A 25272-nucleotide genomic window follows, 5' to 3' on the forward strand; every position below is an offset into this window, starting at 1 on the left:
GCAATAGCATCGCTCGAAATTTCAAATGTTACGTTTATTTGACGGTGATAGCGTCAAGAAATTGGAGTTAATGAATGAAAGATAAGTTGAAAATTTACTGCCTTGGAACCCCTACACTTGAAACCAGAGAATCATTTGAGCTCGTGCCAGTCAGTGACATTAATCAACTCCCTGAATTATTGGGCGGCGTCATAGTTCTAAATGGCGATCTTAGTTCGCAAGACGACGTGATGAGCCAACTCCACCGTAGCAGGAAATTTTGGTCTTGGAAGATTTATGTTTTAGACAATAGTGCATTATCAGAGTGTTTATCAGACGGCACTTTAAATCCAGAAAGTGTTGAAGAAGAGGTGATTCAACACCGAAGAACGTTAGAAAGTATTATCGACTCATCGGATACATTAGACCCTCTTGTTGGATGGTTAGGCTTGGACCAAACACGTCGATTATCACCTCACAAATATTTGTCTCATAAATCGATATATTCCTATCCGTTAGTGGAGCTTTACTATCCGGAGTTAAGTTCAACTTATCGTTTTGTATTATCAGAGACTAAGCGAGACACTTTTGATATTGAGGACTTAATTGATCGAGTTAGAGTGTGTCATGAATGTGCCAGTGCCCACTTAAACTACATCGAAGCGTGTCCTTCTTGCAAAGACATTGATATTACTGAGCGTACCTCTCTTCATTGTTTTACATGTGGTCATGTTGCAGAGCAAGGGCAGTTCAAACGTAATCAAAAATTAGAATGCCCTAAATGTTTAACGCAGCTTCGCCATATTGGTGTGGACTATGATCGTCCTTTAGAAACCCATGCATGTAACTCGTGCTCTCACTCTTTTGCAGAGGCTGAGACATTAGCTTCTTGTTTCGAGTGTGGCACAAAAAACGAGATTTCAAAGTTGGTTGTCAGGAAGATTTATTCGCTGAAACTTGGAGCCCAGGGAGAGTATATATTCCGTCATGGAGTGAAGCTATCTGCACCTGAGCTGACATTAAGCGGGAAAGTAGACGGCGGGTATTTTTCTAATCTTCTTAGTTGGGTTAATAGAATTGCACTTCGCCATGAAGAAGAGCACCTATTACTGGGGTTATATTTACCTGATTTAGCTCAGTATGTGTCTAAAAATGGAGACGCCAAAATGTTTGCTTTAATCGAGCAAATTACAGAGCGCTTAAACGGCTTGTTTAGAGATTCTGATATTTGTTGCCAGTTTAAAAGCGATGTTCTTCTTGTATTTATGCCCAAAGCTAAGATGGAAAATATAGAAGTATTACGCGGGAAAATAGAAGCACTTTGTTCTCTAATCGAAGATGACGATTTCACGCTGAATGTCTTTGCATGGGGTATACCCGATCCAACAATGAAAGAAGATGTTGGTTATTGGTTAGAAAGTAAAGTCAGTGAAATCTATGCTGTCAGTTAGCCTTGATCTCCAACAGTACTTCTGGGGGATGCTTTTAGAGAACTCTGAGCTTTGGCTAATGCTTTTCCCCATGATGATTATGGTGGAGCTCCCACTCTTTCTGCTTGTGTTAAGTGGAATCTTTCGCTGGTCTTATTCGGCCAGTGATATAGAGATAAAAGAATACCCAAGCATCTCGTTTGTCATTACTTGTTATGGAGAAGGAGATGCAATTGAGATAACGATCGACACGCTTGTTGAACAGCTTTATCCCGGAAAAATTGAGATTTTAGCTGTAGTCGATGGAGCAACTCAAAATGAAGATACCTACTTAGCTGCAATGCGAGGGGAGCAAAGACATAAAACGGTAAGAAACAGAGATGTTCGTGTCATTCCTAAGTGGCAAAGAGGAGGTCGCGTATCAACGTTAAATGCTGGTTTAGATAACGCTACTGGTGATTTTGTTATTAATGTTGATGGTGATACTTCTTTTGATAACGACATGGCGTTACAAATGATGAAGCAATTTACTGATAAGAATGTGATTGCTTCTGGAGGTGCTTTACGCGTTAGAAACTGGCAAGAAAACTTGCTTACGCGAATGCAGTCTCTTGAATATATGTTATCAATGCAAGCTGGTAAAACGGGGCTATCCAACTGGGGTGTTCTCAATAATATATCGGGAGCATTTGGTGCCTTTCGAAAGAACACTCTGAAGCAAGTTGGAGGGTGGGATACTCATACTGCTGAAGATCTCGACTTAACGATGAGGCTCAAACAGTACAAGAAAAGACATCCAAACAATAAACTCGCTTTTACACCTAAAGCTGTGGGCCATACTGATGTACCCGATACACTGAAAGGGTTGGTACAACAAAGGCTAAGATGGGATGGAGACTTATTATTTCTGTTTTTAAGGAAACACAATGAAGGTCTAACCCCTAGATTACTCGGTTGGGGAAATTTTATATTTACTTTAGTTTATGGCGTTCTACAAAACGTATTGCTGCCCATTCTAGTTTCGCTATTCATGTTTTACATATTTTGGGCTTACCCCTTCGATTTTGTTGCTGCACTTCTGATCCTTATCTACTGCGTCTATTTGTCGACAGTGTTGTTGTTTTTTACTGTCTATATTGGGTTGGTTTCCGAAAGAGTGAAAGAAGATATTAAGATGGCAAAATGGCTAATCTTGTATCCGTTTTATCAGTTCTTCATGCGATTGATTACCGCGTTCTCAATGGTTAATGAGTTATTTAGAAGAAGTCATGAAGAGTCCAGTATGGCTCCTTGGTGGGTATTGAAAAAAGGCAAAAGGTTTTAACAATGAAAGTGAAATTTCATCTTGATAAAAAGAATAAACCTCAATCGGATGATGGTGTCAAAGTTGCATACGGACAAGCGAAAAGAGGAGGCTACCGTTTACGTTGGTACTTGATATTAAGCTTGGTTATTAGCCCACTATTATTCGTGGCGTATTTTTTATTTAAGACTAATTTTTTGGTTATTGCTCCGGCAATTATTACCTCACACCCTGTGACCTTAACCTCTAAGGTTGCAGGAGTAGTCGGCCCGATTCCTGTAGAAGATGGAAGTCAAATATTAAAATCAGAGACAGCGATTCAGTTGACGAATAAGGAAGTAGAAGCGCAAATCGAATTTCTTCATGCTGAGTTACTAGATTTAGAAGTCCGCGTTGCTGATGATATTGGCCTACTGCACTTGAAAGGTATTGAAGAAACGCGCAGTAATCTAAACACGGTACAGCAAATTCAAAAGCGCTATGAAGAATATAGGAAGAAAGGCCAAGTTTCCGATGTGGATTACGCAAGCATAGTGGGGATGACTAACTCACTTAATAGTCAGCTCAATGGTCAAAAACTTGATTATCAAAATGCGAAATTAGCTGAGCAGGAAAGAGGGTTGGCAGGCCCGGTTAGTCAGGCTCGGCGTGCATTAATGAAAGATCTAGCACTTAAACGTGTTGTTGAACAAGAATTGTCAATTAAGTCTCCTTATGCGGGGCGCGTTGTCGATATTCATGTTGTTGAAGGGCAGAGAGTATTTGAAGGTGATGAACTGGTAACGATAGCGAAGAATGCTACCCCGCAAGTGGTTGCGTATTTAGACCCTAAATATTTAGAAAACGCGATAATTGGAGCTCATACCAAGGTAAGATTTCCTAATGGTAGTACTTTTGAAGCTGAGATTGCAGATTCGGTCGAAGTTGTGAGCAAGTTACCGACTCAATTAGCAAGCCCTTTTGAAGGGCAACCTGCCTATCTAAAAGTAGCTTTGAACTTTATGGCTGATTTACCCACAGAGTATTGGATTGAAGGGATGACTGTCGAAGTGCGTTTTTAATTGAGCACACTACATTGACAATAAATGGAGCGTATATCGCTCCATTTATGGTTTTAGGGCTAGCTATTTTTTAGCGAGCTGCTGTTTTAGAGTGACCTTCTGCTTTAGAGAGAGTTGTTGATATCAAAAACCACGCACATCCAGTTCATTATTGATCAACACAACACACTGAGAAGCAAAAAGCATGTTCGGGCCTAAGCTGATTTTCTCTGTCCCTAAACGCTTCAAGCTGTTGTAGCTTTTCTTCGGCATAGGGATATGGTCAGTTAGAAGGAAACATGGGTTTTGTGCAATCTCTGCATCACGGATAAAGTCGCCTTTCTTATCCATCATGTACAGCTGGTGGTCTTCAGCTAACTCTTTAACCAACTTTTCAAAGCTCATCGTACGAACAGTGATACCGGGTTCAACCTGACGTGTCTGTTCTTTTGTCATACCTTGAGAAGCATCAACCGCTCTTACTACCGCTGATAACAATGCCGATTCATGAAAGCCACCAATGTTGGTGATCTCATTTGAATCGAAAGTAATGGTACGTGAAAAGTCTTTAGTACTTTCTAACACAAGGTGCACGGTGACATTCTCACGGTGAGATTGAGCAACGAAGATCGTGTTCATCAGAGTATGAGCCAGAATCTCAGTATGAGCGTCTTGCCCAACACCTTCTAAGATAAGTTTGCTCTCTGTAGGGGCTGCGCGAGCGCGTAATACAAATGAACGCATGGAATGTACCTTGTCAGTATGTGATAAAGCGAAACAGGCTTTATCAACATGAATTGATGAATAACCAAAATTATGGCGGTATGTAACTCTTTTCTATTAATGAAGTCAAATGGAGTTATGTATAGTACTGACGAGAACCTCTATACGTATTAAATAGAGAGTGACCACATTACAAGATGGTAAAGGTTGAAGCGAAGCAAGGTTTACATAGATAGTATGCGCAAATTATTAGGTGACTTATACCAATCACAGTAAGTAAGAGATCATAAATAGCGCAGGAAAAAGGCTTAAGAACAAGGCAGAAGTTTTCGATAAGTAGTTATTCTACAATCAAAGTTTCTAACGCAGTTATTGAGCGTTTTAACCAGCTAGGATGACCCGTTACTTACTACGATTGGTATTATATAAGGAAGCTGTCGGTGAAGTTACAGAAGATTAATAAAGAAGAATATAGAAAGAAGATGAACCTGTTGTTGGTGTCATTAGTTGGGTCACTTGCATTGTTTGCTATCGTATTCGGTAGCATTCTAATTGAACTTTTTGGTTCAGCTGGATCCGTTACTGGGGAAGCGACAGGTAATTTCCATTTGAATGTACTTGGGGTGATCTTATCTGTCGCTTTGAATGCGTTTATCGCAAGCCGAGTGAAAGGGCATGAGTATTTTAAAGAAGCGCTTTATGTGTGGAACCTCAAACAAACTCACAATCAAATCTATCGTAAGCTCAAGCGTATTCAACCGAAAGCTGAGCAAGGCGATCGAGAAGCATTAACTATCCTTTACTTCTATTACACTACGCAAAAACAGGTATACGACCTAGATAACAATACATTGACGATAAAAACGGTTCAGCAATCGCTAGATAACATAGTGGAGCTAAGTGAAAAGTGGCGTATCGAACTGGATATAGAGGCATTCTCGAAAGATCTAGTCGCGAAATTCTAAGTTATATGCTCTTGATTGTATGAGCTTTGGCCTATGAAAGAGGGTTTTGACGTAAAAGTAGACGCTTAAGCAATTTTTTTGAATTTTTATCAAAAAAGGGGTTGCCATGTTTTCGATGAACTCTATAATGCCGCCTCACTGACACCGCAGACGCTACAAGGCTTCAGCGGTAATCAGTAAGACGAAAAGTTCGAAAGTAATTAATTTTAAAAAGTGTTTGACACTTAAAATTAAATCGCTAGAATTCACGTCCGCTTCCAAGGGTTTCTTTGTAAAAAGAAAGTTTCGATAAGCAAAGCTCTTTAACAATTTAAACCTATCAATCTGTGTGGGCACTCGTTGATGAATATCAAAACGTTTTATCGTTAGATAAAACAGATTCTTCGGAATCAAAATTGATTTCAATGAACTGAGTGACCAATACGAATAACTTCGGTTATTTGGCACAGTCAATTCATTACCATTCTGTTGGAATGGTAATAGCTTTAGAATTACATGTTTACTTCGGTAAATATTAGTTTTGAAGTCAGTATTCGTTGAGTCACAAAATCTTAAATTGAAGAGTTTGATCATGGCTCAGATTGAACGCTGGCGGCAGGCCTAACACATGCAAGTCGAGCGGAAACGACACTAACAATCCTTCGGGTGCGTTAATGGGCGTCGAGCGGCGGACGGGTGAGTAATGCCTAGGAAATTGCCTTGATGTGGGGGATAACCATTGGAAACGATGGCTAATACCGCATAATGCCTACGGGCCAAAGAGGGGGACCTTCGGGCCTCTCGCGTCAAGATATGCCTAGGTGGGATTAGCTAGTTGGTGAGGTAATGGCTCACCAAGGCGACGATCCCTAGCTGGTCTGAGAGGATGATCAGCCACACTGGAACTGAGACACGGTCCAGACTCCTACGGGAGGCAGCAGTGGGGAATATTGCACAATGGGCGCAAGCCTGATGCAGCCATGCCGCGTGTATGAAGAAGGCCTTCGGGTTGTAAAGTACTTTCAGTTGTGAGGAAGGGTGTGTAGTTAATAGCTGCGCATCTTGACGTTAGCAACAGAAGAAGCACCGGCTAACTCCGTGCCAGCAGCCGCGGTAATACGGAGGGTGCGAGCGTTAATCGGAATTACTGGGCGTAAAGCGCATGCAGGTGGTTCATTAAGTCAGATGTGAAAGCCCGGGGCTCAACCTCGGAACTGCATTTGAAACTGGTGAACTAGAGTGCTGTAGAGGGGGGTAGAATTTCAGGTGTAGCGGTGAAATGCGTAGAGATCTGAAGGAATACCAGTGGCGAAGGCGGCCCCCTGGACAGACACTGACACTCAGATGCGAAAGCGTGGGGAGCAAACAGGATTAGATACCCTGGTAGTCCACGCCGTAAACGATGTCTACTTGGAGGTTGTGGCCTTGAGCCGTGGCTTTCGGAGCTAACGCGTTAAGTAGACCGCCTGGGGAGTACGGTCGCAAGATTAAAACTCAAATGAATTGACGGGGGCCCGCACAAGCGGTGGAGCATGTGGTTTAATTCGATGCAACGCGAAGAACCTTACCTACTCTTGACATCCAGAGAAGCCAGCGGAGACGCAGGTGTGCCTTCGGGAGCTCTGAGACAGGTGCTGCATGGCTGTCGTCAGCTCGTGTTGTGAAATGTTGGGTTAAGTCCCGCAACGAGCGCAACCCTTATCCTTGTTTGCCAGCGAGTAATGTCGGGAACTCCAGGGAGACTGCCGGTGATAAACCGGAGGAAGGTGGGGACGACGTCAAGTCATCATGGCCCTTACGAGTAGGGCTACACACGTGCTACAATGGCGCATACAGAGGGCAGCAAGCTAGCGATAGTGAGCGAATCCCAAAAAGTGCGTCGTAGTCCGGATTGGAGTCTGCAACTCGACTCCATGAAGTCGGAATCGCTAGTAATCGTGAATCAGAATGTCACGGTGAATACGTTCCCGGGCCTTGTACACACCGCCCGTCACACCATGGGAGTGGGCTGCAAAAGAAGTGGGTAGTTTAACCTTTCGGGGAGGACGCTCACCACTTTGTGGTTCATGACTGGGGTGAAGTCGTAACAAGGTAGCCCTAGGGGAACCTGGGGCTGGATCACCTCCTTATACGAAGATAGTCACGATGAGTGTCCACACAGATTGATTAGGTTTAGAAAAGCAAAGAGAAGAAGAACTCCCAAGGTTCTTCGAAGTTTGTTTCTACTTTTAAAGTGGAGATAAATTAGCAGTGTCCCGTTCGTCTAGAGGCCTAGGACACCGCCCTTTCACGGCGGTAACAGGGGTTCGACTCCCCTACGGGATACCACTTCCTTCAAGAAGTAAAAAGGGTCGTTAGCTCAGTTGGTAGAGCAGTTGACTTTTAATCAATTGGTCGCAGGTTCGAATCCTGCACGACCCACCATTTCCTCCCAAGGAAATAAAAATTTGGGGCGATTAGCTCAGTTGGGAGAGCACCTGCCTTACAAGCAGGGGGTCACTGGTTCGAGCCCGGTATCGCCCACCATTTCCTCCCAAGGAAATAAAAATATGGGGCTATAGCTCAGCTGGGAGAGCGCCTGCCTTGCACGCAGGAGGTCTGCGGTTCGATCCCGCATAGCTCCACCATTCTTTCTCCATGTAAGGATGGCTTTTATTTTCACTTTTTAAAAAGTGAAGACAAAAGAAACTATCATGGGCGATTAGCTCAGTTGGGAGAGCACCTGCCTTACAAGCAGGGGGTCACTGGTTCGAGCCCGGTATCGCCCACCATCTTTAAGCACATTTTTCTTAGTAATAGAAAGCTGAGTGTATTTAAAAATGGTTTTGAAAGTTTAAAACTTGAAAAACTCTTGCTCTTTAACAATTTGGAAAGCTGACTGATTACTTAATTGGTTTTCACTTTAAAAAGTGAAATCAAACAGCTCAATGCTGTGATTAAGTTAATCAAATTTAAAAGTTCTCAATGTTTATCTGCTCTTATTTTATAAGAACGGTATAAACACAACAAACACATTCAAGTGTCTTGTATTCGAATGATCAGAAATGATTGTTCATTTTTTGATTCTACTTTTTATTAAAAAGTGGAAACAAAAAGTAAATTGAGTCCGGCAAATAGTCATCAAGAATTAACCCTTCTTGATGACAACCAAAAACCTTGGTTAGTTGCCATACGCTAAGACCCTTTCGGGTTGTATGGTTAAGTGACTAAGCGTACACGGTGGATGCCTTGGCAGTCAGAGGCGATGAAAGGCGTAATAACTTGCGATAAGCCCAGATTAGGTAGTAATAACCTTTTGAGTCTGGGATTCCTGAATGGGGAAACCCACTTGCATAAGCAAGTATCCTGTTGTGAATACATAGCAACAGGAGGCAAACCGGGGGAACTGAAACATCTAAGTACCCCGAGGAAGAGAAATCAACCGAGATTCCGAAAGTAGCGGCGAGCGAAATTGGATTAGCCCTTAAGCTTTTAATGAGACAGATGAAGGCTCTGGAAAGTGCCGCAATAAAGGGTGATAGCCCCGTAATCGACATCTCATAATCAGTGAAAACGAGTAGGGCGGGACACGTGATATCCTGTCTGAATATGGGGGGACCATCCTCCAAGGCTAAATACTACTGACTGACCGATAGTGAACCAGTACCGTGAGGGAAAGGCGAAAAGAACCCCTGTGAGGGGAGTGAAATAGAACCTGAAACCGTGTACGTACAAGCAGTAGGAGCACCTTCGTGGTGTGACTGCGTACCTTTTGTATAATGGGTCAGCGACTTAATTTTAGTAGCAAGGTTAACCGTTTAGGGGAGCCGTAGGGAAACCGAGTCTTAACTGGGCGTACAGTTGCTAGGATTAGACCCGAAACCAGGTGATCTAGCCATGGGCAGGTTGAAGGTTGAGTAACATCAACTGGAGGACCGAACCGACTAATGTTGAAAAATTAGCGGATGACTTGTGGCTAGGGGTGAAAGGCCAATCAAACCTGGAGATAGCTGGTTCTCCCCGAAAGCTATTTAGGTAGCGCCTCGGACGAATACTACTGGGGGTAGAGCACTGTTAAGGCTAGGGGGTCATCCCGACTTACCAACCCTTTGCAAACTCCGAATACCAGTAAGTACTATCCGGGAGACACACGGCGGGTGCTAACGTCCGTCGTGGAGAGGGAAACAACCCAGACCGCCAGCTAAGGTCCCAAAGTATAGCTAAGTGGGAAACGATGTGGGAAGGCTCAGACAGCCAGGATGTTGGCTTAGAAGCAGCCATCATTTAAAGAAAGCGTAATAGCTCACTGGTCGAGTCGGCCTGCGCGGAAGATGTAACGGGGCTAAGCTATACACCGAAGCTGCGGCTACGTACCTTAGGGTATGTGGGGTAGGGGAGCGTTCTGTAAGCCGTTGAAGGTGGTCTGTAAGGGCTGCTGGAGGTATCAGAAGTGCGAATGCTGACATGAGTAACGATAAAGGGAGTGAAAAACTCCCTCGCCGGAAGACCAAGGGTTCCTGTCCAACGTTAATCGGGGCAGGGTAAGTCGACTCCTAAGGCGAGGCCGAAAGGCGTAGTCGATGGGAAACGGGTTAATATTCCCGTACTTCTTACAATTGCGATGGGGGGACGGAGAAGGCTAGGTGGGCCTGGCGACGGTTGTCCAGGTTCAAGTACGTAGGCGGAAAGTTTAGGTAAATCCGGACTTTCATTAACGCTGAGATACGATGTCGAGCTACTACGGTAGTGAAGTCATTGATGCCATGCTTCCAGGAAAAGCCTCTAAGCTTCAGATTGTAAGGAATCGTACCCCAAACCGACACAGGTGGTCGGGTAGAGAATACCAAGGCGCTTGAGAGAACTCGGGTGAAGGAACTAGGCAAAATGGTACCGTAACTTCGGGAGAAGGTACGCTCTTATCAGTGAAGTCCCTTGCGGATGGAGCAGACGAGAGTCGCAGATACCAGGTGGCTGCAACTGTTTATTAAAAACACAGCACTGTGCAAAATCGTAAGATGACGTATACGGTGTGACGCCTGCCCGGTGCCGGAAGGTTAATTGATGGGGTTAGACTTCGGTCGAAGCTCTTGATCGAAGCCCCGGTAAACGGCGGCCGTAACTATAACGGTCCTAAGGTAGCGAAATTCCTTGTCGGGTAAGTTCCGACCTGCACGAATGGCGTAATGATGGCCACGCTGTCTCCACCCGAGACTCAGTGAAATTGAAATCGCTGTGAAGATGCAGTGTACCCGCGGCTAGACGGAAAGACCCCGTGAACCTTTACTACAGCTTGGCACTGAACATTGAACCTACATGTGTAGGATAGGTGGGAGACTATGAAACCGCGTCGCTAGATGTGGTGGAGTCGTCCTTGAAATACCACCCTTGTAGTTTTGATGTTCTAACGTTGGTCCCTGAATCGGGATTACGGACAGTGCCTGGTGGGTAGTTTGACTGGGGCGGTCTCCTCCCAAAGAGTAACGGAGGAGCACGAAGGTGGGCTAAACACGGTTGGACATCGTGTGGTTAGTGCAATGGCATAAGCCCGCTTGACTGCGAGAATGACAATTCGAGCAGGTGCGAAAGCAGGTCATAGTGATCCGGTGGTTCTGAATGGAAGGGCCATCGCTCAACGGATAAAAGGTACTCCGGGGATAACAGGCTGATACCGCCCAAGAGTTCATATCGACGGCGGTGTTTGGCACCTCGATGTCGGCTCATCACATCCTGGGGCTGAAGTCGGTCCCAAGGGTATGGCTGTTCGCCATTTAAAGTGGTACGCGAGCTGGGTTTAGAACGTCGTGAGACAGTTCGGTCCCTATCTGCCGTGGGCGTTGGAAAATTGAAAGGGGCTGCTCCTAGTACGAGAGGACCGGAGTGGACGAACCTCTGGTGTTCGGGTTGTCATGCCAATGGCATTGCCCGGTAGCTAAGTTCGGAATCGATAACCGCTGAAAGCATCTAAGCGGGAAGCGAGCCTTGAGATGAGTTTTCCCTGGCACTATAAGTGTCCTAAAGGGTTGTCGTAGACTACGACGTTGATAGGCAGGGTGTGTAAGTGCTGCGAGGCATTGAGCTAACCTGTACTAATTGCCCGTGAGGCTTAACCATACAACACCCAAGGGGTTTTGTGGACTCAAAGAAATACCAAACGCTTGAATGAGTTTGAAGAGAGACTTTTAAATCAGTTTTCCGAATTATTAATTGCCGCTAACGCGTCAATTAAACAAAATTTGCTTGGCGACCATAGCATTGTGGACCCACCTGATTCCATGCCGAACTCAGAAGTGAAACACAATAGCGCCGATGGTAGTGTGGGGTTTCCCCATGTGAGAGTAGGACATCGCCAGGCTTTAATTTCGTTGTTTGCATAGCAAACAACAACTTCAACAGTGCACAAATCTGTTGATGACAATTTGTTGGAGGGATGGCTGAGTGGTCGAAAGCACCGGTCTTGAAAACCGGCAACCGTTAATAGCGGTTCTAGGGTTCAAATCCCTATCCCTCCACCACCATTAGAAAGCCCGCTGAGAAATCAGCGGGCTTTTTTACATCTTGAATTTGCAAAAGAGAACTCAAAAATACTAGATAAGTCGTTATCTTATCTAGTTATAAGGTTCGTAGAGTTTAGGGATTAAAAAAGCAGAGCGTAATCGCTCTGCTTTGATGTCTCAATGAATACGCTTTGGAATTTGTACAATCAACTCGCTTATTTAGCGACGTTACCTGCCACGTTTAGAGCATCCCAAGTACGTGAAAAAGGTGGGGCATAACAGAAATCCATGTAGCCTAGTTGTTGAGTAGTCATCTTGGCTGTGATCGCTACGGCCAGTGCATTGATGCGGCCAACGGCTCCTTTCTTACCTACGATCTCACCACCTAAAAGGACCTTAGTTTCGGGGTGATAAACCAACTTCACCTTGATGTCTTCTTGACCTGGGTAGTAATCGGTTTGGTTCTTATCTGAAATGGTCGATACTTTCACATCTACGCAGTGTTCTTTCGCTAGAAGTTCATTTACGCCAGTACACGCCAGTTCGTAATCGAGTACTTTCAAACAAGACGACCCCAAGAAGCCCGACATGTAGGTATCTTTACCTGCTAGCTTGTCTGCCATCATACGCGCTTGCTTATTGGCTGTGGTTGCTAGAGGAACATAAACAGGTTTGCCTAGTGCCATATGATGGACAACGGCACAGTCACCGACTGCGTGGATGTAAGCGTCTTCAGTGGCACCATATTCATTCACCAACAACGCGCCATTTTGAGCTTTTGGCAGTTCGAATGCTTCCGTGTTTGGTTTGAAACCAAGTGACAGGATCACGACATCGGCTTCTACGTTGCCATTATCGGTTTCTACTATGTAACCACCTTGTTCCGCATCGCGAATTGCAGACACGCTACAACCTGTTTTAAGGTCAGCACCGGATTCTCGAATTGCCCCTTCGACTACTTCAATGATCTCTGGGCTGAACTGACGGCTCATGATGTGCTGTTCACGTTCGATGATCGTCACGTGTTTGTCTAAGCCGTGTGCCGCATCGAATACTTCCAGGCCGATAAAGCCAGCCCCAATAACACACACACGCTGCTTGTTACTATCCTTTAGCGCTGCTTTAACCGCCAAGCCATCTTCCATGCTTGTTAGTGTGTATACGTGTTCTGGATTGAATTCACCGAATGATGGAACGATCGGACGTGCGCCTGTCGCTATCACCAACATATCGTAATCGATGACGCTTTCTTCATTTTGGTGACGTACCGTAATTTGCTTTTCAGTGCGGTCGAACGACACCATTTCTGTTTCTACACTTACATCCAAGCCAGATTTAATGGCTTGTTCTGGCGTGCGAGAGATCATTCGTTCTGTGTCATCAAACATGCCGCCTGCAAAGTAGGGTAGACCACATGCTCCAAAAGAGATGTAACTGCGCTTGTCTAAAACGATGACTTCGTCTGATGGCTGATTACGTTTGTATTTTGCTGCGAAACTCATACCAGCGGCGCTACCGCCTATAACAACAACTTTCATATTTACTACCTAAATAACCTGAACTCAGGAAAAACAGAAGAGCACTCAAGTGGAGTGCTCTTAATTAAGTTTGAGAATTATACTGCTGCTTCTTTTGATACAGTCGCTGTAACGTCAGCGTCGTATTGTTCTGTGTTTAGCGAGCCGTTTTTCTTAGCCGTTAGTACACCAGACAACATAGAGCCTGAGATGTTTAGTGCGGTACGAGCCATATCAATCAGTGCTTCAATGGACACTAGAATCGCAACCACTGTGATATCTAGACCCATGATGGTTAGTACCGCTACAGCAGCGAACGTTGCACCGCCACCGACACCTGCGATACCGAATGAAGCAATCGCAATAACTGCAATCAACTGTAAGATGAAGCTTAAGTCTACAGGCATACCCATTACTTGTGCTGCCATAATAGCGAGCATTGCTGGGTAGATACCTGCACAGCCGTTTTGACCTATACTGGTACCGAATGTCGCTGACATGTTTGCTGTTTCTTCGTCTACACCTAGACGTTGAGTTTGTGTTTCAACGTTTAGTGGGATAGCTGCCATGCTTGAACGAGAACCGAAGCCGAACACCAACACTGGCCAGATTTTCTTCATAAACTTAGCTGGAGAAAGACCGAACATTGACACCATTACGAAGTGGATGCCGAACATAACGCCAATTGCTACGTAGCTTGCTAGAAGGAAGCGACCCATTTCAGCTAGTGCGAATAGGTCATTCGTCATCATGAACGTGGTCATTAGAGCGAATACACCGTAAGGCGTTAGCTTCAGGATTTCGCGAACCATTGAAAGAACCACTTCTTTTGCAGAGTTGATGAAATCAACGAAGTTTTGCACTTTCTCTGGCTTACGGTTTTTCACTTGTAGGATACAGAAGCCTAGGAACATGCCGAACAGTACAGTCGATAGCGTAGAAGTACGTTGAGACCCTGTTAGCATGTCGAAGATGTTGGTTGGAATGATAGATAAAGCCATACCAGACAGGCCACTACTTGCCATTGCATCTTGTGTTGCTACCAGTGAATCACCACGAGCTTCAATAGCGCTGTTTGTGCCGATTGTGCTTACTAGCGCGTTCGCATCGATACCAAATAGGTAAATACTTGCGATACCAACGGCTGCTGAGATTGCACAAGTGAAAAGTAGAATACCGATGATTTTGGGTGCGATACGAGATAACGCGCCACCGCCTTCAACGTTCATGATCGAAGAGATCATCGCCACGAATACCAGTGGGATAACGATCATTTGTAGAAGTTTGATGTAGCCTTTACCGAACACTGAAATCAGTTCAGCAAACCCAGATGTCGCAACGTTACCGACACCGAAAACAAGTTGAATAGCGCCACCGAACAGTAAGCCAGCAGCAAGTGCACTCAGTACGCGGAAGTTAAAACTTTTCTTTTGCTTTTTGAAGTTCGACAGCAGTGCGTAGAACCCAAAGAACAGTATGCTTAATCCTATAAATGAAACGCTCATGAGAATCTCCTATGATACCCATTAATACCTAAATCGGTTATTTTTTGTATGCGATGGCTTCAACTTCAACCAGTGCGTCTTTTGGTAGTCGTGCTGCTTCAACACAAGAGCGAGCGGGTGCATTCTCTGTACCAAACACCTCTGTATACACTTCGTTAAATGCTATGAAGTTCTCCATGTCTGATAGGAAGCAGGTTGTTTTCAACACTGTGTCTAATCCCGCATTGCTCGCTTCTAATACAGCTTTTAAGTTTTCTAGAGACTGACGAGCCTGCTCTTTAATACCGCCCTCAACAAACTGCATGGTTTCTGGAACGAGAGGTAATTGACCTGATGTATAAACCATGTCGCCGTAAGACGTACCTTGTGAGTAAGGGCCGATAGCTGCAGGTGCTTGTTCAGTGGCAATGATCTGTTTCACGATGTAACTCCTAAATTATTGGTTTTATTCTGATTTAAATTCACGGATAAACTTGTAAACCGCCTGTCGGCTGATCCCAAGTTTCTCTGATACTTGTGTCGTCGTCTCTTTTAGCTCAAATACGCCGTTATCAAACAAACAACGGATGATGGCTTTATTGCGACCTTTGGAAGAAATCGTCTCGTCTTGGTCAACTTCTTTAATGGCTGAACTCAACGCTTGCTGAATGACGTCATTCGCATTGTTACTGAATGTCTCGCTGACAATGGTTTGCGGCACATTGCACTGCGGCATCAACGTTTTGACGATTTCTGGGAATGGGAAAGATAAGTTCATGTTGATACACAGCATGCCGATAGGTTTTTTCTTCGGACCAGCAAGCACACAGGTGGTCGATTTAAGTAGGGAACCATCTGCTGAGTTGGTGAAATAGCTTTTCGGAGAAACTTCGCCAGTTTTCTCGAATGTGCTCCACATGCGTAAACCTAAATCGGTGATTGGTGACCCAATTTCACGACCTGTATGATGACCATTGACGATCTTCACGACTGAGTTTTCTAAGCTTTCAAATGAATGGATAACCACTTCGCAGTAAGGACCAATCAAATCGGCGATAGTGTCTGCTAAGCGGAAGTAATTGCTTAAGCATTCTCTGTCTTCATCGGTGAATCGAACTTGTTTTACATTCATGATTTCGGTTTACATTTTTGAACTCAATAACTGAAATCTACTCCTTTGGTGGTATTCCCACAAGGTGCGGTAAACTTCTGTAAACCTGAAGTGAGCGTTCAAAACATCAACAAATCGTAAGTTTTAGACCTATATTACGAGCGGAATTTGAACAAGATCACTAAAGGTAGCCAAATGAGGTTTAATTTCTTAAACCGCATCAAGGTTTACATATTTAAAACCAAAGGTTGCATTTTTGAACCCTTTGATGATCTAGGACAAGTTATAAGGAAAGGCGAAAAGTTGGATTGATTGGCGTTGCAAATGCATGCCAATCAAGCATTTACCTTGCGAATGTGGTGGTAAGTAAAGATAGGTGGTTAATTGAAAATGAGGTTGTATTAGAGAGTTAAATTCACAAAAAACAGCTTTTTAATAGGATGCAAACTAGGATTTAGATCCTAAAAAAGCAGCTGAAGTTGCTGCTTTATTTTGGAGTGTTCTGTTTGATTATTCGCTTGGCAGCTTAAGCTCGACTTGTTTTAGCGCGCGCTGATACATAAACCATGCACAGGTTCCGGCAAGCACATTACCTACCATTGCGCCCCAGAATAGGCCTTCAATACCCGCAAGCTGCGAACCAACCCACAAGCAAGGCAAGAAGAAGGCGAACAGGCGCAGCGCTGAAATCGTCAAGGCGGTGTAGGACTTGCCCAGAGCGTTAGAGACAGACACCATCAGCATACAGATTCCCAGTGGCCCCAAGCTAATAGGCACGATCAGTAGGTGATAGTTCAAAATCGTTGAGACTTCGCTTTCACTGGTCATTAGGTTTGCCAGTCCGCCTGAGAATAACCAAGTCACCAGTGCAATCACCAACTGGAAACCCAATACGAACATCACCGCAATCTTAACGAGCTTACGTATGTTTTCGAGGTTGTTCTCTCCCAACATGCGGCCAATCATTGGAGGCATCGACATTGTTAGTGCCAGTACAGCGACAATCGAGAAGAATTCAAAACGTGAACCCAGCGCCCAAGCTGCAACGGCAGCGGTGCCATAGCCAGCAAGCAGCTTAGTGGCGAACATTGATGAAACAGGTGGCAGCAACTGACTGATCATAGCAGGCCCCATAATGTTACCAATGGAGCGAACACTCTTACCAATGTCGAGATCGTGCCAGTCGAACGTCATCCAATGCTTCTTAGTCACCTTAGGAGCAACGATAAAGATACCCGCACCGAACGCCAAGATGGTCGCAATGGCGGCTCCATTGATACCCATGTCGAGAGTAAAGATGAAAATCGGGTCCAATATCAAGTTGATGATACTGGTCGCGATCATCATTGAACCGGGCAGCATGGTATTACCATTGGCACGACACACACTGTAGAAGAAGTAGAGAAGCGCCCCTGTCCAAGAGCTGGCTAGCCAATAGATCCAGTAAGAATCAATGATTGGCAATACCGTCGGTGGCGCATCCAATAATTGTAAAATTGGCCCACGCAGCAGATAGATGATGACGGAGAAAAGCGCGACACTCACACTGCCCATCGCAATCACTAATCCACCAAGCTGCTTAGCGTAGCGCGTTTCATTTGCTCCAATGGCTCTCGCGATTACCGCAGTCGTCGCGATACCTAACCCGACCTGAATACCAATGATGATCATCTGTATAGGAAGAGTGAAACCCTGAACAGCGAGTGGTAGCACGCCCAGTTGGCCAATAAAAGCACTGTCTACAAGCTGGAAGCTCATAAGGGAAAGCACCCCAAACAGCATTGGCCATGTCATTGTATAGAGTTGTCGGCCAAGTGAAGGCGAGGGAGTTGCGGTAGTAGAATTCATAACGCTCTTATCGGTCTTGAAGTTAGGTTTGTTGTGATGACAAACCTCTCAATGAAGAATTGTGTAAAGGATAACGTAAGGTTGGAGTGATACCAATATTTGTTACCAGAACTCTTATTTCTAAGGTTTTGCTTTAAGTCGATAACTTGGCGCAGTAGTGCCAACCCAACCCTTAAAAGCACGGTTAAAGTTACTCAAATCACTGTAACCTACTTGCCAACTGATCTCTTGCACTGAAAGGTCGGTTTCATCGAGCAACTGCTTGGCTTTACTCTCCCGAACCTGTTCTTTGGCCTGCTTAAAGAGGATTCCGTTGCTCTTCAGATTTCGTTGCAGTGTTCGCTTTGTCATGCCGAGCATGGTGGCAAACCATTCAATATTGAACCAAGGCAAGGTCGCGTAAGTGTTTATCAGTGTCTCGACGGCGTGATGCCAATCTTGGGTCCTATTGTGTTCTGAAATGGCACGATAATCATCAGGGAGTGGGATAGTGAATGCACCATACTGCTCTTCAAACTGAATATCAGAATCAAAGAAATGCTTAGGTAATTTACGTGCGCTGTTGTTCTTAGAGACCAACTTGGCGTGTGATGGTTGCCAATGACTGTCAATAAATTTACGACAGAGACTAATCACAGTTAGAGCGCGAAACCACTCGGCTTGCTCAAAGCCAGAGGTCGACGGGTGATAGCAACTCCGATGACACAGCCACCAGAACCCATCGTTTTTCTCTGTCCATATAGTGACGTGATTACTTAAGGTGGATATTTCGTTAATCAAGCAACGTACCGCTTGCTCTAGTGACGTGCATTGGCCAATTTTTCGGTCTAGCTCGGGTGATAACTGCTCAAGAGAGGCTCTGCGTCCAACTTTAATCCCTATCGAATAACCAAACTTGCGTTCAAGGCCATGAATGAAGCGAATCAAATCTTGTGTAGGAAGCCATTGATTGGATTGTGTTAGCTCAATGGGCAGACCGCACGCAACGGCGACGGCACGCCAATCCAGATTATGTTTGTCACAATACTGAATATACGGAGCAATGTTACTGGTCGAGGTGAGCAGTATGTTGTTGGTGTTCGATGATGCTTTCTTAGTTTTCATAGCTTTCTGAGCTTGCCGTTAAATGTCACCAAGTGACCTAATTAAGTGTAACGCATCTCTCTATACTTCTCCTAACCCAAACAGGAGAACAATTATGAAACTTAAACACATTGCCGTTCTAGTATCGTTAGCGACCGCATCGTCATTTGCTCTTGCAGCAAACCCAGTTGAAGAAGCACTGAAAGTAGAAGGTGCTCAAGTTACCTTAACAGTGAAAGAGGCGAGTACAGCATTCACCCCAAGTTTTACTGATTCAGCTCGTGAGTTATTCAACAACTTCCACTGGCAGATGGGCGGCGACCACAGCGTTTACTACAACATGCATATGAGTGAGTTTCTACCAACGGCACTGGCGGCTCCAAACGAAGAGTACAAGCCTTTAGTCAAAAATATCGACCCACGACTCGCAGCACTCAAAGTTGACACTGAAAGCAAAGGGCAGTTGACAATGGATGAGTACTTGGCGGATGAGCAGTTCCGTACTCAGGGCTTTATGTTGATTCACAAAGGGGAGATCGTTTACGAAGCTTACCCAGGTATGAAGCCGACAGACACGCATGTTTGGGCATCTACTGCAAAAACGACGGTTGGTACTGTAATCGCGATGTTAGTGGAAGAAGGCAAAGTCGATCCTGAAAAGGACATTACAGAGTATGTTTCTGAACTGAAAGGAACGAACTGGGATGGGATCACAGTACACCAAGTTCTGAACATGTCGACCGCTCTAGACAACGAAGAGACATTAGAGTCTATCTTGAACCCAGACTCTGACGTGGTGCGTTTCTTCGCAGCATCGTTTAACTCACCAAGAGCTAAGACGGGTGAGATGGAAACTTGGATGAACGTGGCTAAGGGCGCACAAAAGCTTGACGGTGAAAAAGCAGGTGACCATTTCCGTTACGCATCTATCAATACCATGGTACTGACTAAGTTAATTGAAAACATTGAAAACAAAACATGGACTCAAGTATTCGAAGATCGTGTTTGGTCAAAAGTACACGCACGTCAATCAATGCAATTCAACTTAACGCCTGATGGCATGGCGATCGCCGTGGGTTTGGTGTCGACAACGGTAGAAGACATGGCTCGTTGGGGCACACTATTCACACCTAGCTGGGAAGCGGTGGCTGATGAGCCAGTGGTTTCACAAGCTGTGATTGATCGTATTCGTAACGGAGGTGACCCAAAAGCATTCGTAGGTACCAGCAAAGAGAGCAGCTCACTGCACGCTTACAACGAAAAAGCGGACTACAACGCATACCAGTTTGATTTCATTTTCAATGATGGTGCGATGTCGAAAAGCGGCAACCTAGGACAATTTATTTACATCGATCCTGCGCGTGACTTTGTGGGTGTGATGTTCTCAACCAACCCATACCACTCAGGTTTTGGTGAGAATAAAGGTCCAGCACTAATGCGTTCAGCTGCAAAACTACTTGCTGACAAATAATCAATTTATTACCCAACAGGATGTTCCAGGCTTCAAGGAGGAAGCAAATGCCTTTCGAGAGATATAATGAAAAATTTTGCTCTATTAATCCCGTTGAGTTTAGGCCTAGCCCTTCCTGCACATGCAAATTCAGATTCAGATCCAGAACGAGTTATCGACCCTGCTGATGTCACTAAAGTTTATACTCAAGCTGCATTGATGTTGAATGGTAGTTCAGATATCCAATTTCAGGGACAAGTTTCTGGTGGGATGGATAATGGTCAGCAGTTTGCACTACTTGCTGAAGCGACCTTTGTCGACGAAAGTAACACAGCGCTTCGCGATCCAGACAAGTTTGGTACTGAGTATAGTAACTCTAGAATCCAGTATTTCCACGTCTTTGAAACGGGCGCTGAAGCGACACCTAAAGTGGGTCTTTCATTGGACTATATTAATACGCGTACTAGCATTAAAAACGATTTGTTGTCGGTTGGTGGGGTTGTTGCGATTAATCCTGCTTACACCGGTGGTTTCCTAGTCTTTCCAAGAGCAGGGCTGATGACGGGTAGTATGGAGATCCCTGGTATTACCTCATCTAAAGATGATTTAACTGGATACTCGCTTGGTTTGATTACCGCGAAGCATCTCGGTGACTCTGGCGCTTATGTCTCTTTAGTACCTGAGTGGCAAGACCTGTCTGGTAGCGACATCGACATGCAAAACTTCTCATTTAAAACATCGTTAAATGTGCCGATGAACACCGCAAGAACTTGGTGGTTGAATACGCGTTATGACATTACCAAAGCGGATGTTGATGTGAAAGGTGTGTCAATGCCGAATGATTGGCAAACCGAGGCTTGGGTTGGTGTGAGATACTACTTCTAACGCTCTATCCTGCTAATTTTCAAAGAACCTAAAAAAGCCAGTCATCGTGACTAATGCCGATCGTTTAAGAAGACTTGAACGATCTTGCAGTTAGCAGATAATCCCCATCAACAACGTTGATGGGGATTTTTTATGCTTGAACAAGAATTAGCAATGGCACACGAGACCATTGAAGATGCCGACAATTATGAATCTGTCGTCGACGCCATTCAGATTGAGTGGATAGAACAAGCTCTTCTTGAAACCAATAAAGCGAGCATAAGACGACGCCGACTTCCCGCTCAGCAAGCTGTCTGGTTAGTTATTTGGATGGGGCTGCAACGCAACATGTCTATCAAAGAGGTATGCAGTTCATTAGACATTGCACTTCAGCCTAAACCTGAAGATAGCTGGTCTCGTGTTGCACCCAGTGTCCTAACTGATTCACGCCGACGTCTAGATGAGAGTCCGTTAGCGGCTCTGTTTCACACAACGGTAAAGGCTTGGAACGGAGATATCCTTCAACAAGACAAAGACTTAGAGCTTAATGTTCTTGCTGTCGATGGAACAACATTTCGGTGTCAGGATTCCCCAGAGAACGCTGAACAATTTGGGTTCATCTCCAAAAAATTGAAACCTTACCCTCAACTTCGTTTAGTCGCTTTGATGTCAACAGAAACTCGAATGATTATGGGGGCGGCTTTTGATGGTTGTCATGTCGGTGAAACGACCTTAGCTAAGCGCCTATTCAATGACATCCCCGCACACTCATTGACCTTATTTGATCGTTGTTATTTCTCGGCAGACCTTTTGCTGTCCTGGCAAGAGAGTGCGGAAAATGCGCACTGGTTAATGCCTGCAAAACGTAAACTACGCTATGAAGTGTTGGAGAAATATGCGGAGAACGACATGCTTATCTCAATGCCTATCTCTCCTCAAGCTCAACGGCAGAATCCGAATTTACCCGCACGTTGGGAAGCCAGATTAGTCCTATATCAAGAGCCAAAAGGTGAGATAAAAGGTTTTATTACTTCACTTACAGACCCTAGTAAATACTCGCTAGAAAGCCTGCTGCGTATTTATTGGCAACGCTGGGAGATAGAAGAAGGTTATGGTGAAATTAAACAGACTCAACTGCAAAGTCACGTCACTTTACGAAGTCGTTTTTCTGCCGGTGTGAAGCAAGAGCTTTGGGGCGTATTACTTGCCTATAACTTAGTGCGATTAGAGATGGTTAAGATAGCTTCAGAAGCCGGGGTTCGAGCGACTAGGGTCAGTTTTACCGCCGCAATTAACCTTATTGATGCGCAATTACGTTGGTTAGCTTTAAGTCCAGACGGAACTTTACCTGTAAAACTGAAAAGGATGAGAGAAAGTTTGAGTCACTTCATTCTTCCAGATAAAAGAAAGGACCGAACGTTTCCACGTTCAGTCCTCTTTGTCCCAGCCAAATATCCGTTCAGATTCAAGCAGTAATGCTTATCCGAACGGCATTAAGTCATCGTGACTGGCTTTTGTCGTTTAGGTATCGCGCGAAGCGTTACTTATTTAGTTATTTACTTGCTTAGTTATTTATTTGCTACGTTGCCCAGTTTCAACCACGTGTCGATAACCGTATCTGGGTTTAGTGAAACCGAGCTGATGCCTTGCTCCATCAACCACTCAGCTAGGTCGTCATGGTCAGATGGGCCTTGACCACAAATACCCACGTATTTACCCGCTTTAGCTGCGGCATCGATAGCCATTTTCAGCATCGCTTTCACTGCTGGGTTACGCTCATCGAATAAATGTGCAACGTCACCTGAATCTCGGTCTAGGCCAAGTGTCAGCTGTGTCATGTCGTTTGAACCGATAGAGAAGCCATCGAAGTACTTCAAGAATTCCTCAGCCAAAATCGCATTCGATGGAAGCTCACACATCATGATGACTTTCAGACCTTGGTCGCCACGACGCAGGTCGAACTTAGCCAGAATGTCGATAACCGATGCCGCTTCGCTTGGAGTACGAACGAATGGAATCATGATTTCAACGTTCTTCAATCCCATCTCGTTGCGAACGCGTTTCAGTGCTTGAGTTTCAAGCTCGAAACAGTCTTCAAATACTGGAGAGATGTAACGAGATGCACCACGGAAGCCCAGCATTGGGTTCTCTTCATGTGGTTCAAACGTTTTACCGCCAACAAGGTTGCTGTACTCGTTTGACTTGAAGTCAGACATACGTACGATCACACGTTTAGGCCAGAATGCAGACGCGATAGTCGCGATGCCTTCTGTTAGCTTGCTTACGTAGAAATCGATAGGATCTTTGTAGCCACGAATACGCTGGTTTATTTCTGCTTTGATCTCATCCGTTTGTTCATCGAAGTTCAGTAGAGCTTTAGGGTGAATACCAATCATCTTGTTGATGATGAATTCGAGACGAGCAAGGCCAACACCTTCGTTCGGGATTTGAGCGAAGTCGAAGGCACGATCTGGGTTACCCACGTTCATCATTACTTTGGTTGGTAGCATTGGTAGCTCATCAACCTCAGAACGCTTGATCTCAAAGTCGAGTTCGCCGTTGTAAACGTAGCCAGTTTCGCCTTCTGAACATGACACTGTTACGGTGTCGCCATCATTCAGGCTGCTTGTCGCGGTACCACAACCAACAATTGCAGGGATACCAAGCTCACGAGCAATGATTGCTGCGTGACAAGTACGGCCGCCACGGTTAGTGACAATCGCAGAGGCTTTCTTCATTACAGGTTCCCAGTCTGGGTCTGTCATGTCGGTTACCAGTACATCGCCTTCTTGAACCAGTGACATTTGGTCTAGAGAGTCAACCAAGCGAACAGGGCCAGAACCGATACGTTGACCGATAGCACGCCCTTCAACCAAGACATCCGCCTTGTTGTTTAGCTCGTAACGCTCGATAACGTTTTGGTCGCTTTGAGAACATACGGTTTCAGGACGCGCTTGAACGATGTAAAGCTTGCCGTCGATGCCATCTTTTGCCCACTCAATGTCCATCGGACGTTGGTAGTGCTTCTCGATGATCATCGCTTGTTTTGCTAGTTCTTTGATCTCTTCATCGTTCAATGAGAACTCGTTACGCTCTTGAGTATCTGTGTCGATGATATCAACTTGCTTGCCGATCTCTTGGTTGGTTGAGTAGATCATCTTGATCAACTTAGAACCAAACGTCTTTTTAACCACTGGGTAGTGACCCGCTTCTAGCATTGGCTTGTGAACGTAGAACTCATCTGGGTTCACAGCGCCTTGTACGACCATTTCACCTAGGCCCCAAGAAGAGGTGATGAATACCACTTGGTCGAAGCCTGACTCAGTATCAAGCGTGAACATCACACCTGAAGAAGCTTTATCTGAGCGAACCATACGCTGGATGCCCGCAGACAATGAAATGCCTCGGTGATCAAAGCCTTGGTGTACTCGGTAAGAGATAGCACGGTCGTTAAACAGTGAAGCGAACACGTGTTTAGTCGCTTCGATAACTGCATCGATGCCTTTCACGTTAAGGAAGGTTTCTTGTTGGCCTGCAAAAGAAGCATCTGGAAGGTCTTCAGCCGTTGCCGATGAGCGAACCGCAACAGACAATTCTTCGTTGCCTTCAATCAGTTCGCGGTAGTTATCACGGATGTCTTGCTCTAGTGATTCTGGGAATGGTGCGTCTAGAACCCATTGTCGAATCGTTGCACCTGTCTTACGCAGTGCGTCAACGTCTTCAACATCAAGTTCATCAAGAAGTTGGTGAATGCGCTCATCAAGATCTTTGTAATCAAGAAAGTTATTAAACGCATAAGATGTGGTAGCAAAACCATTAGGTACTGATACGCCAGCGTTGGCTAGGTTAGAAACCATCTCGCCAAGTGAAGCATTCTTACCGCCGACTTTGTCGACATCTTCCATGGAAAGGCCATTGAACCATAGGGTGTTATTTTGCATTTATTTCTCCAGAAACATAGCAAGCATTGTAGGGATTTAAAGGCAAACGATTACGTATCAGTTTAAAAAAATGTAAATTATT

At 44.9% G+C, this 25272-nt stretch carries 15 protein-coding genes, 6 tRNA genes and 3 rRNA genes; 16 read left to right on the plus strand and 8 right to left on the minus strand.

All coding sequences use genetic code 11. From position 1 onward, the window contains the following. Positions 1-74: 74 nt before the first annotated feature. The 3 genes from OCV44_RS18370 to OCV44_RS18380 are packed head-to-tail and all read left to right on the plus strand — an operon-like array spanning position 75 to position 3773. Positions 75-1430 (plus strand): TackOD1 domain-containing metal-binding protein, encoded by a 1356-nt coding sequence (locus tag OCV44_RS18370; RefSeq protein WP_139683475.1) that lies wholly within the window; start codon positions 75-77, stop codon positions 1428-1430. Then, the gene (locus tag OCV44_RS18375; RefSeq protein ID WP_170213686.1) at positions 1417-2733 is read left to right on the plus strand and encodes a glycosyltransferase family 2 protein; all 1317 of its coding nucleotides are present in this window, start codon (positions 1417-1419) and stop codon (positions 2731-2733) included. Before OCV44_RS18370 ends, OCV44_RS18375 begins: the two co-directional genes overlap by 14 nt. After that, positions 2700-3773 (plus strand): HlyD family secretion protein, encoded by a 1074-nt coding sequence (locus OCV44_RS18380; RefSeq protein WP_139683473.1) that lies wholly within the window; start codon positions 2700-2702, stop codon positions 3771-3773. The genes OCV44_RS18375 and OCV44_RS18380 overlap by 34 nt, the downstream gene beginning before the upstream one ends. 123 nt (positions 3774-3896) lie before the next feature. Here the strand turns inward: OCV44_RS18380 and trmY are convergent, their stop codons facing one another. Next, a complete protein-coding gene (gene trmY, locus OCV44_RS18385; RefSeq protein WP_139683472.1) occupies positions 3897-4496 on the minus strand; it encodes a tRNA (pseudouridine(54)-N(1))-methyltransferase TrmY in 600 nt (199 codons plus the stop codon). 419 nt (positions 4497-4915) lie between these two features. On the opposite strand from trmY, the gene OCV44_RS18390 reads away from it, so the two are divergent. The 10 genes from OCV44_RS18390 (at position 4916) to OCV44_RS18435 (ending at position 11910) form a co-directional block, all read left to right on the plus strand. Then, entirely contained in the window at positions 4916-5440 is a 525-nt protein-coding gene (locus OCV44_RS18390; RefSeq protein WP_139683471.1) for a DUF3087 family protein, read from the plus strand. Between the two features lie 553 nt (positions 5441-5993). Then, positions 5994-7548, plus strand: a 16S ribosomal RNA gene (locus OCV44_RS18395). Between the two features lie 123 nt (positions 7549-7671). Beyond that, positions 7672-7747, plus strand: a tRNA-Glu gene (locus tag OCV44_RS18400). Positions 7748-7767: 20 nt separating this feature from the next. Then, a tRNA-Lys gene (locus tag OCV44_RS18405) sits at positions 7768-7843 on the plus strand. A 26-nt stretch (positions 7844-7869) separates the two neighbouring features. Beyond that, positions 7870-7945: transfer RNA gene (locus OCV44_RS18410), tRNA-Val, on the plus strand. 25 nt (positions 7946-7970) lie between these two features. Further along, positions 7971-8046, plus strand: a tRNA-Ala gene (locus OCV44_RS18415). Positions 8047-8114: 68 nt separating this feature from the next. Next, positions 8115-8190, plus strand: a tRNA-Val gene (locus OCV44_RS18420). A gap of 425 nt (positions 8191-8615) precedes the next feature. Beyond that, a 23S ribosomal RNA gene (locus tag OCV44_RS18425) occupies positions 8616-11509 on the plus strand. 125 nt (positions 11510-11634) lie between these two features. Next, positions 11635-11750 (plus strand): 5S ribosomal RNA (gene rrf, locus OCV44_RS18430). The 16S, 23S and 5S rRNA genes sit together here with 6 tRNA genes alongside, the layout of an rRNA operon. A gap of 69 nt (positions 11751-11819) precedes the next feature. Next, positions 11820-11910: transfer RNA gene (locus OCV44_RS18435), tRNA-Ser, on the plus strand. A gap of 197 nt (positions 11911-12107) precedes the next feature. Here the strand turns inward: OCV44_RS18435 and OCV44_RS18440 are convergent. From OCV44_RS18440 to OCV44_RS18465, 6 genes are all read right to left on the minus strand, one after another. Continuing rightward, positions 12108-13430: a CoA-disulfide reductase gene (locus OCV44_RS18440; RefSeq protein WP_139686164.1), complete on the minus strand. Its 1323-nt coding sequence runs from the start codon at positions 13428-13430 to the stop codon at positions 12108-12110. Between the two features lie 77 nt (positions 13431-13507). Then, on the minus strand, positions 13508-14914 hold the full coding sequence (locus OCV44_RS18445) for a cation:dicarboxylate symporter family transporter (RefSeq protein WP_102434078.1): 1407 nt from the start codon (positions 14912-14914) through the stop codon (positions 13508-13510). Between the two features lie 37 nt (positions 14915-14951). Then, a complete protein-coding gene (locus tag OCV44_RS18450) occupies positions 14952-15335 on the minus strand; it encodes a RidA family protein (RefSeq protein ID WP_102282131.1) in 384 nt (127 codons plus the stop codon). Positions 15336-15359: 24 nt separating this feature from the next. Continuing rightward, a complete protein-coding gene (locus OCV44_RS18455; RefSeq protein ID WP_211349785.1) occupies positions 15360-16025 on the minus strand; it encodes a helix-turn-helix transcriptional regulator in 666 nt (221 codons plus the stop codon). Between the two features lie 489 nt (positions 16026-16514). Then, positions 16515-17852: an MATE family efflux transporter gene (locus OCV44_RS18460; RefSeq protein WP_139686162.1), complete on the minus strand. Its 1338-nt coding sequence runs from the start codon at positions 17850-17852 to the stop codon at positions 16515-16517. 120 nt (positions 17853-17972) lie between these two features. Further along, positions 17973-18956, minus strand: a complete 984-nt coding sequence (locus OCV44_RS18465; RefSeq protein ID WP_139686161.1) for a helix-turn-helix domain-containing protein — start codon at positions 18954-18956, stop codon at positions 17973-17975. A gap of 94 nt (positions 18957-19050) precedes the next feature. Between OCV44_RS18465 and OCV44_RS18470 the strand changes: the two genes are divergently transcribed. The 3 genes from OCV44_RS18470 to OCV44_RS18480 all read left to right on the plus strand — a co-directional run bounded on the left by OCV44_RS18470 (position 19051) and on the right by OCV44_RS18480 (position 22725). After that, positions 19051-20406 carry a serine hydrolase domain-containing protein gene (locus tag OCV44_RS18470; RefSeq protein ID WP_139686160.1) on the plus strand — a complete coding sequence of 452 codons (1356 nt, stop codon included), beginning with the start codon at positions 19051-19053 and terminating at the stop codon, positions 20404-20406. A 66-nt stretch (positions 20407-20472) separates the two neighbouring features. Further along, positions 20473-21270 carry a hypothetical protein gene (locus OCV44_RS18475; RefSeq protein ID WP_139686159.1) on the plus strand — a complete coding sequence of 266 codons (798 nt, stop codon included), beginning with the start codon at positions 20473-20475 and terminating at the stop codon, positions 21268-21270. A gap of 132 nt (positions 21271-21402) precedes the next feature. Next, positions 21403-22725, plus strand: a complete 1323-nt coding sequence (locus OCV44_RS18480) for an IS4-like element ISVbsp1 family transposase (RefSeq protein WP_261900919.1) — start codon at positions 21403-21405, stop codon at positions 22723-22725. A gap of 92 nt (positions 22726-22817) precedes the next feature. On the opposite strand, the gene ppsA is transcribed toward OCV44_RS18480, so the two are convergent. Then, positions 22818-25190, minus strand: coding sequence for a phosphoenolpyruvate synthase (gene ppsA / locus OCV44_RS18485; protein ID WP_139685296.1), 2373 nt, complete (start codon positions 25188-25190; stop codon positions 22818-22820). Positions 25191-25272: the final 82 nt, after the last annotated feature.

Origin of the sequence: Vibrio tasmaniensis (assembly GCF_024347635.1) — a bacterium.
In the GTDB taxonomy this organism is placed as follows: Bacteria; Pseudomonadota; Gammaproteobacteria; order Enterobacterales; family Vibrionaceae; genus Vibrio; species Vibrio tasmaniensis.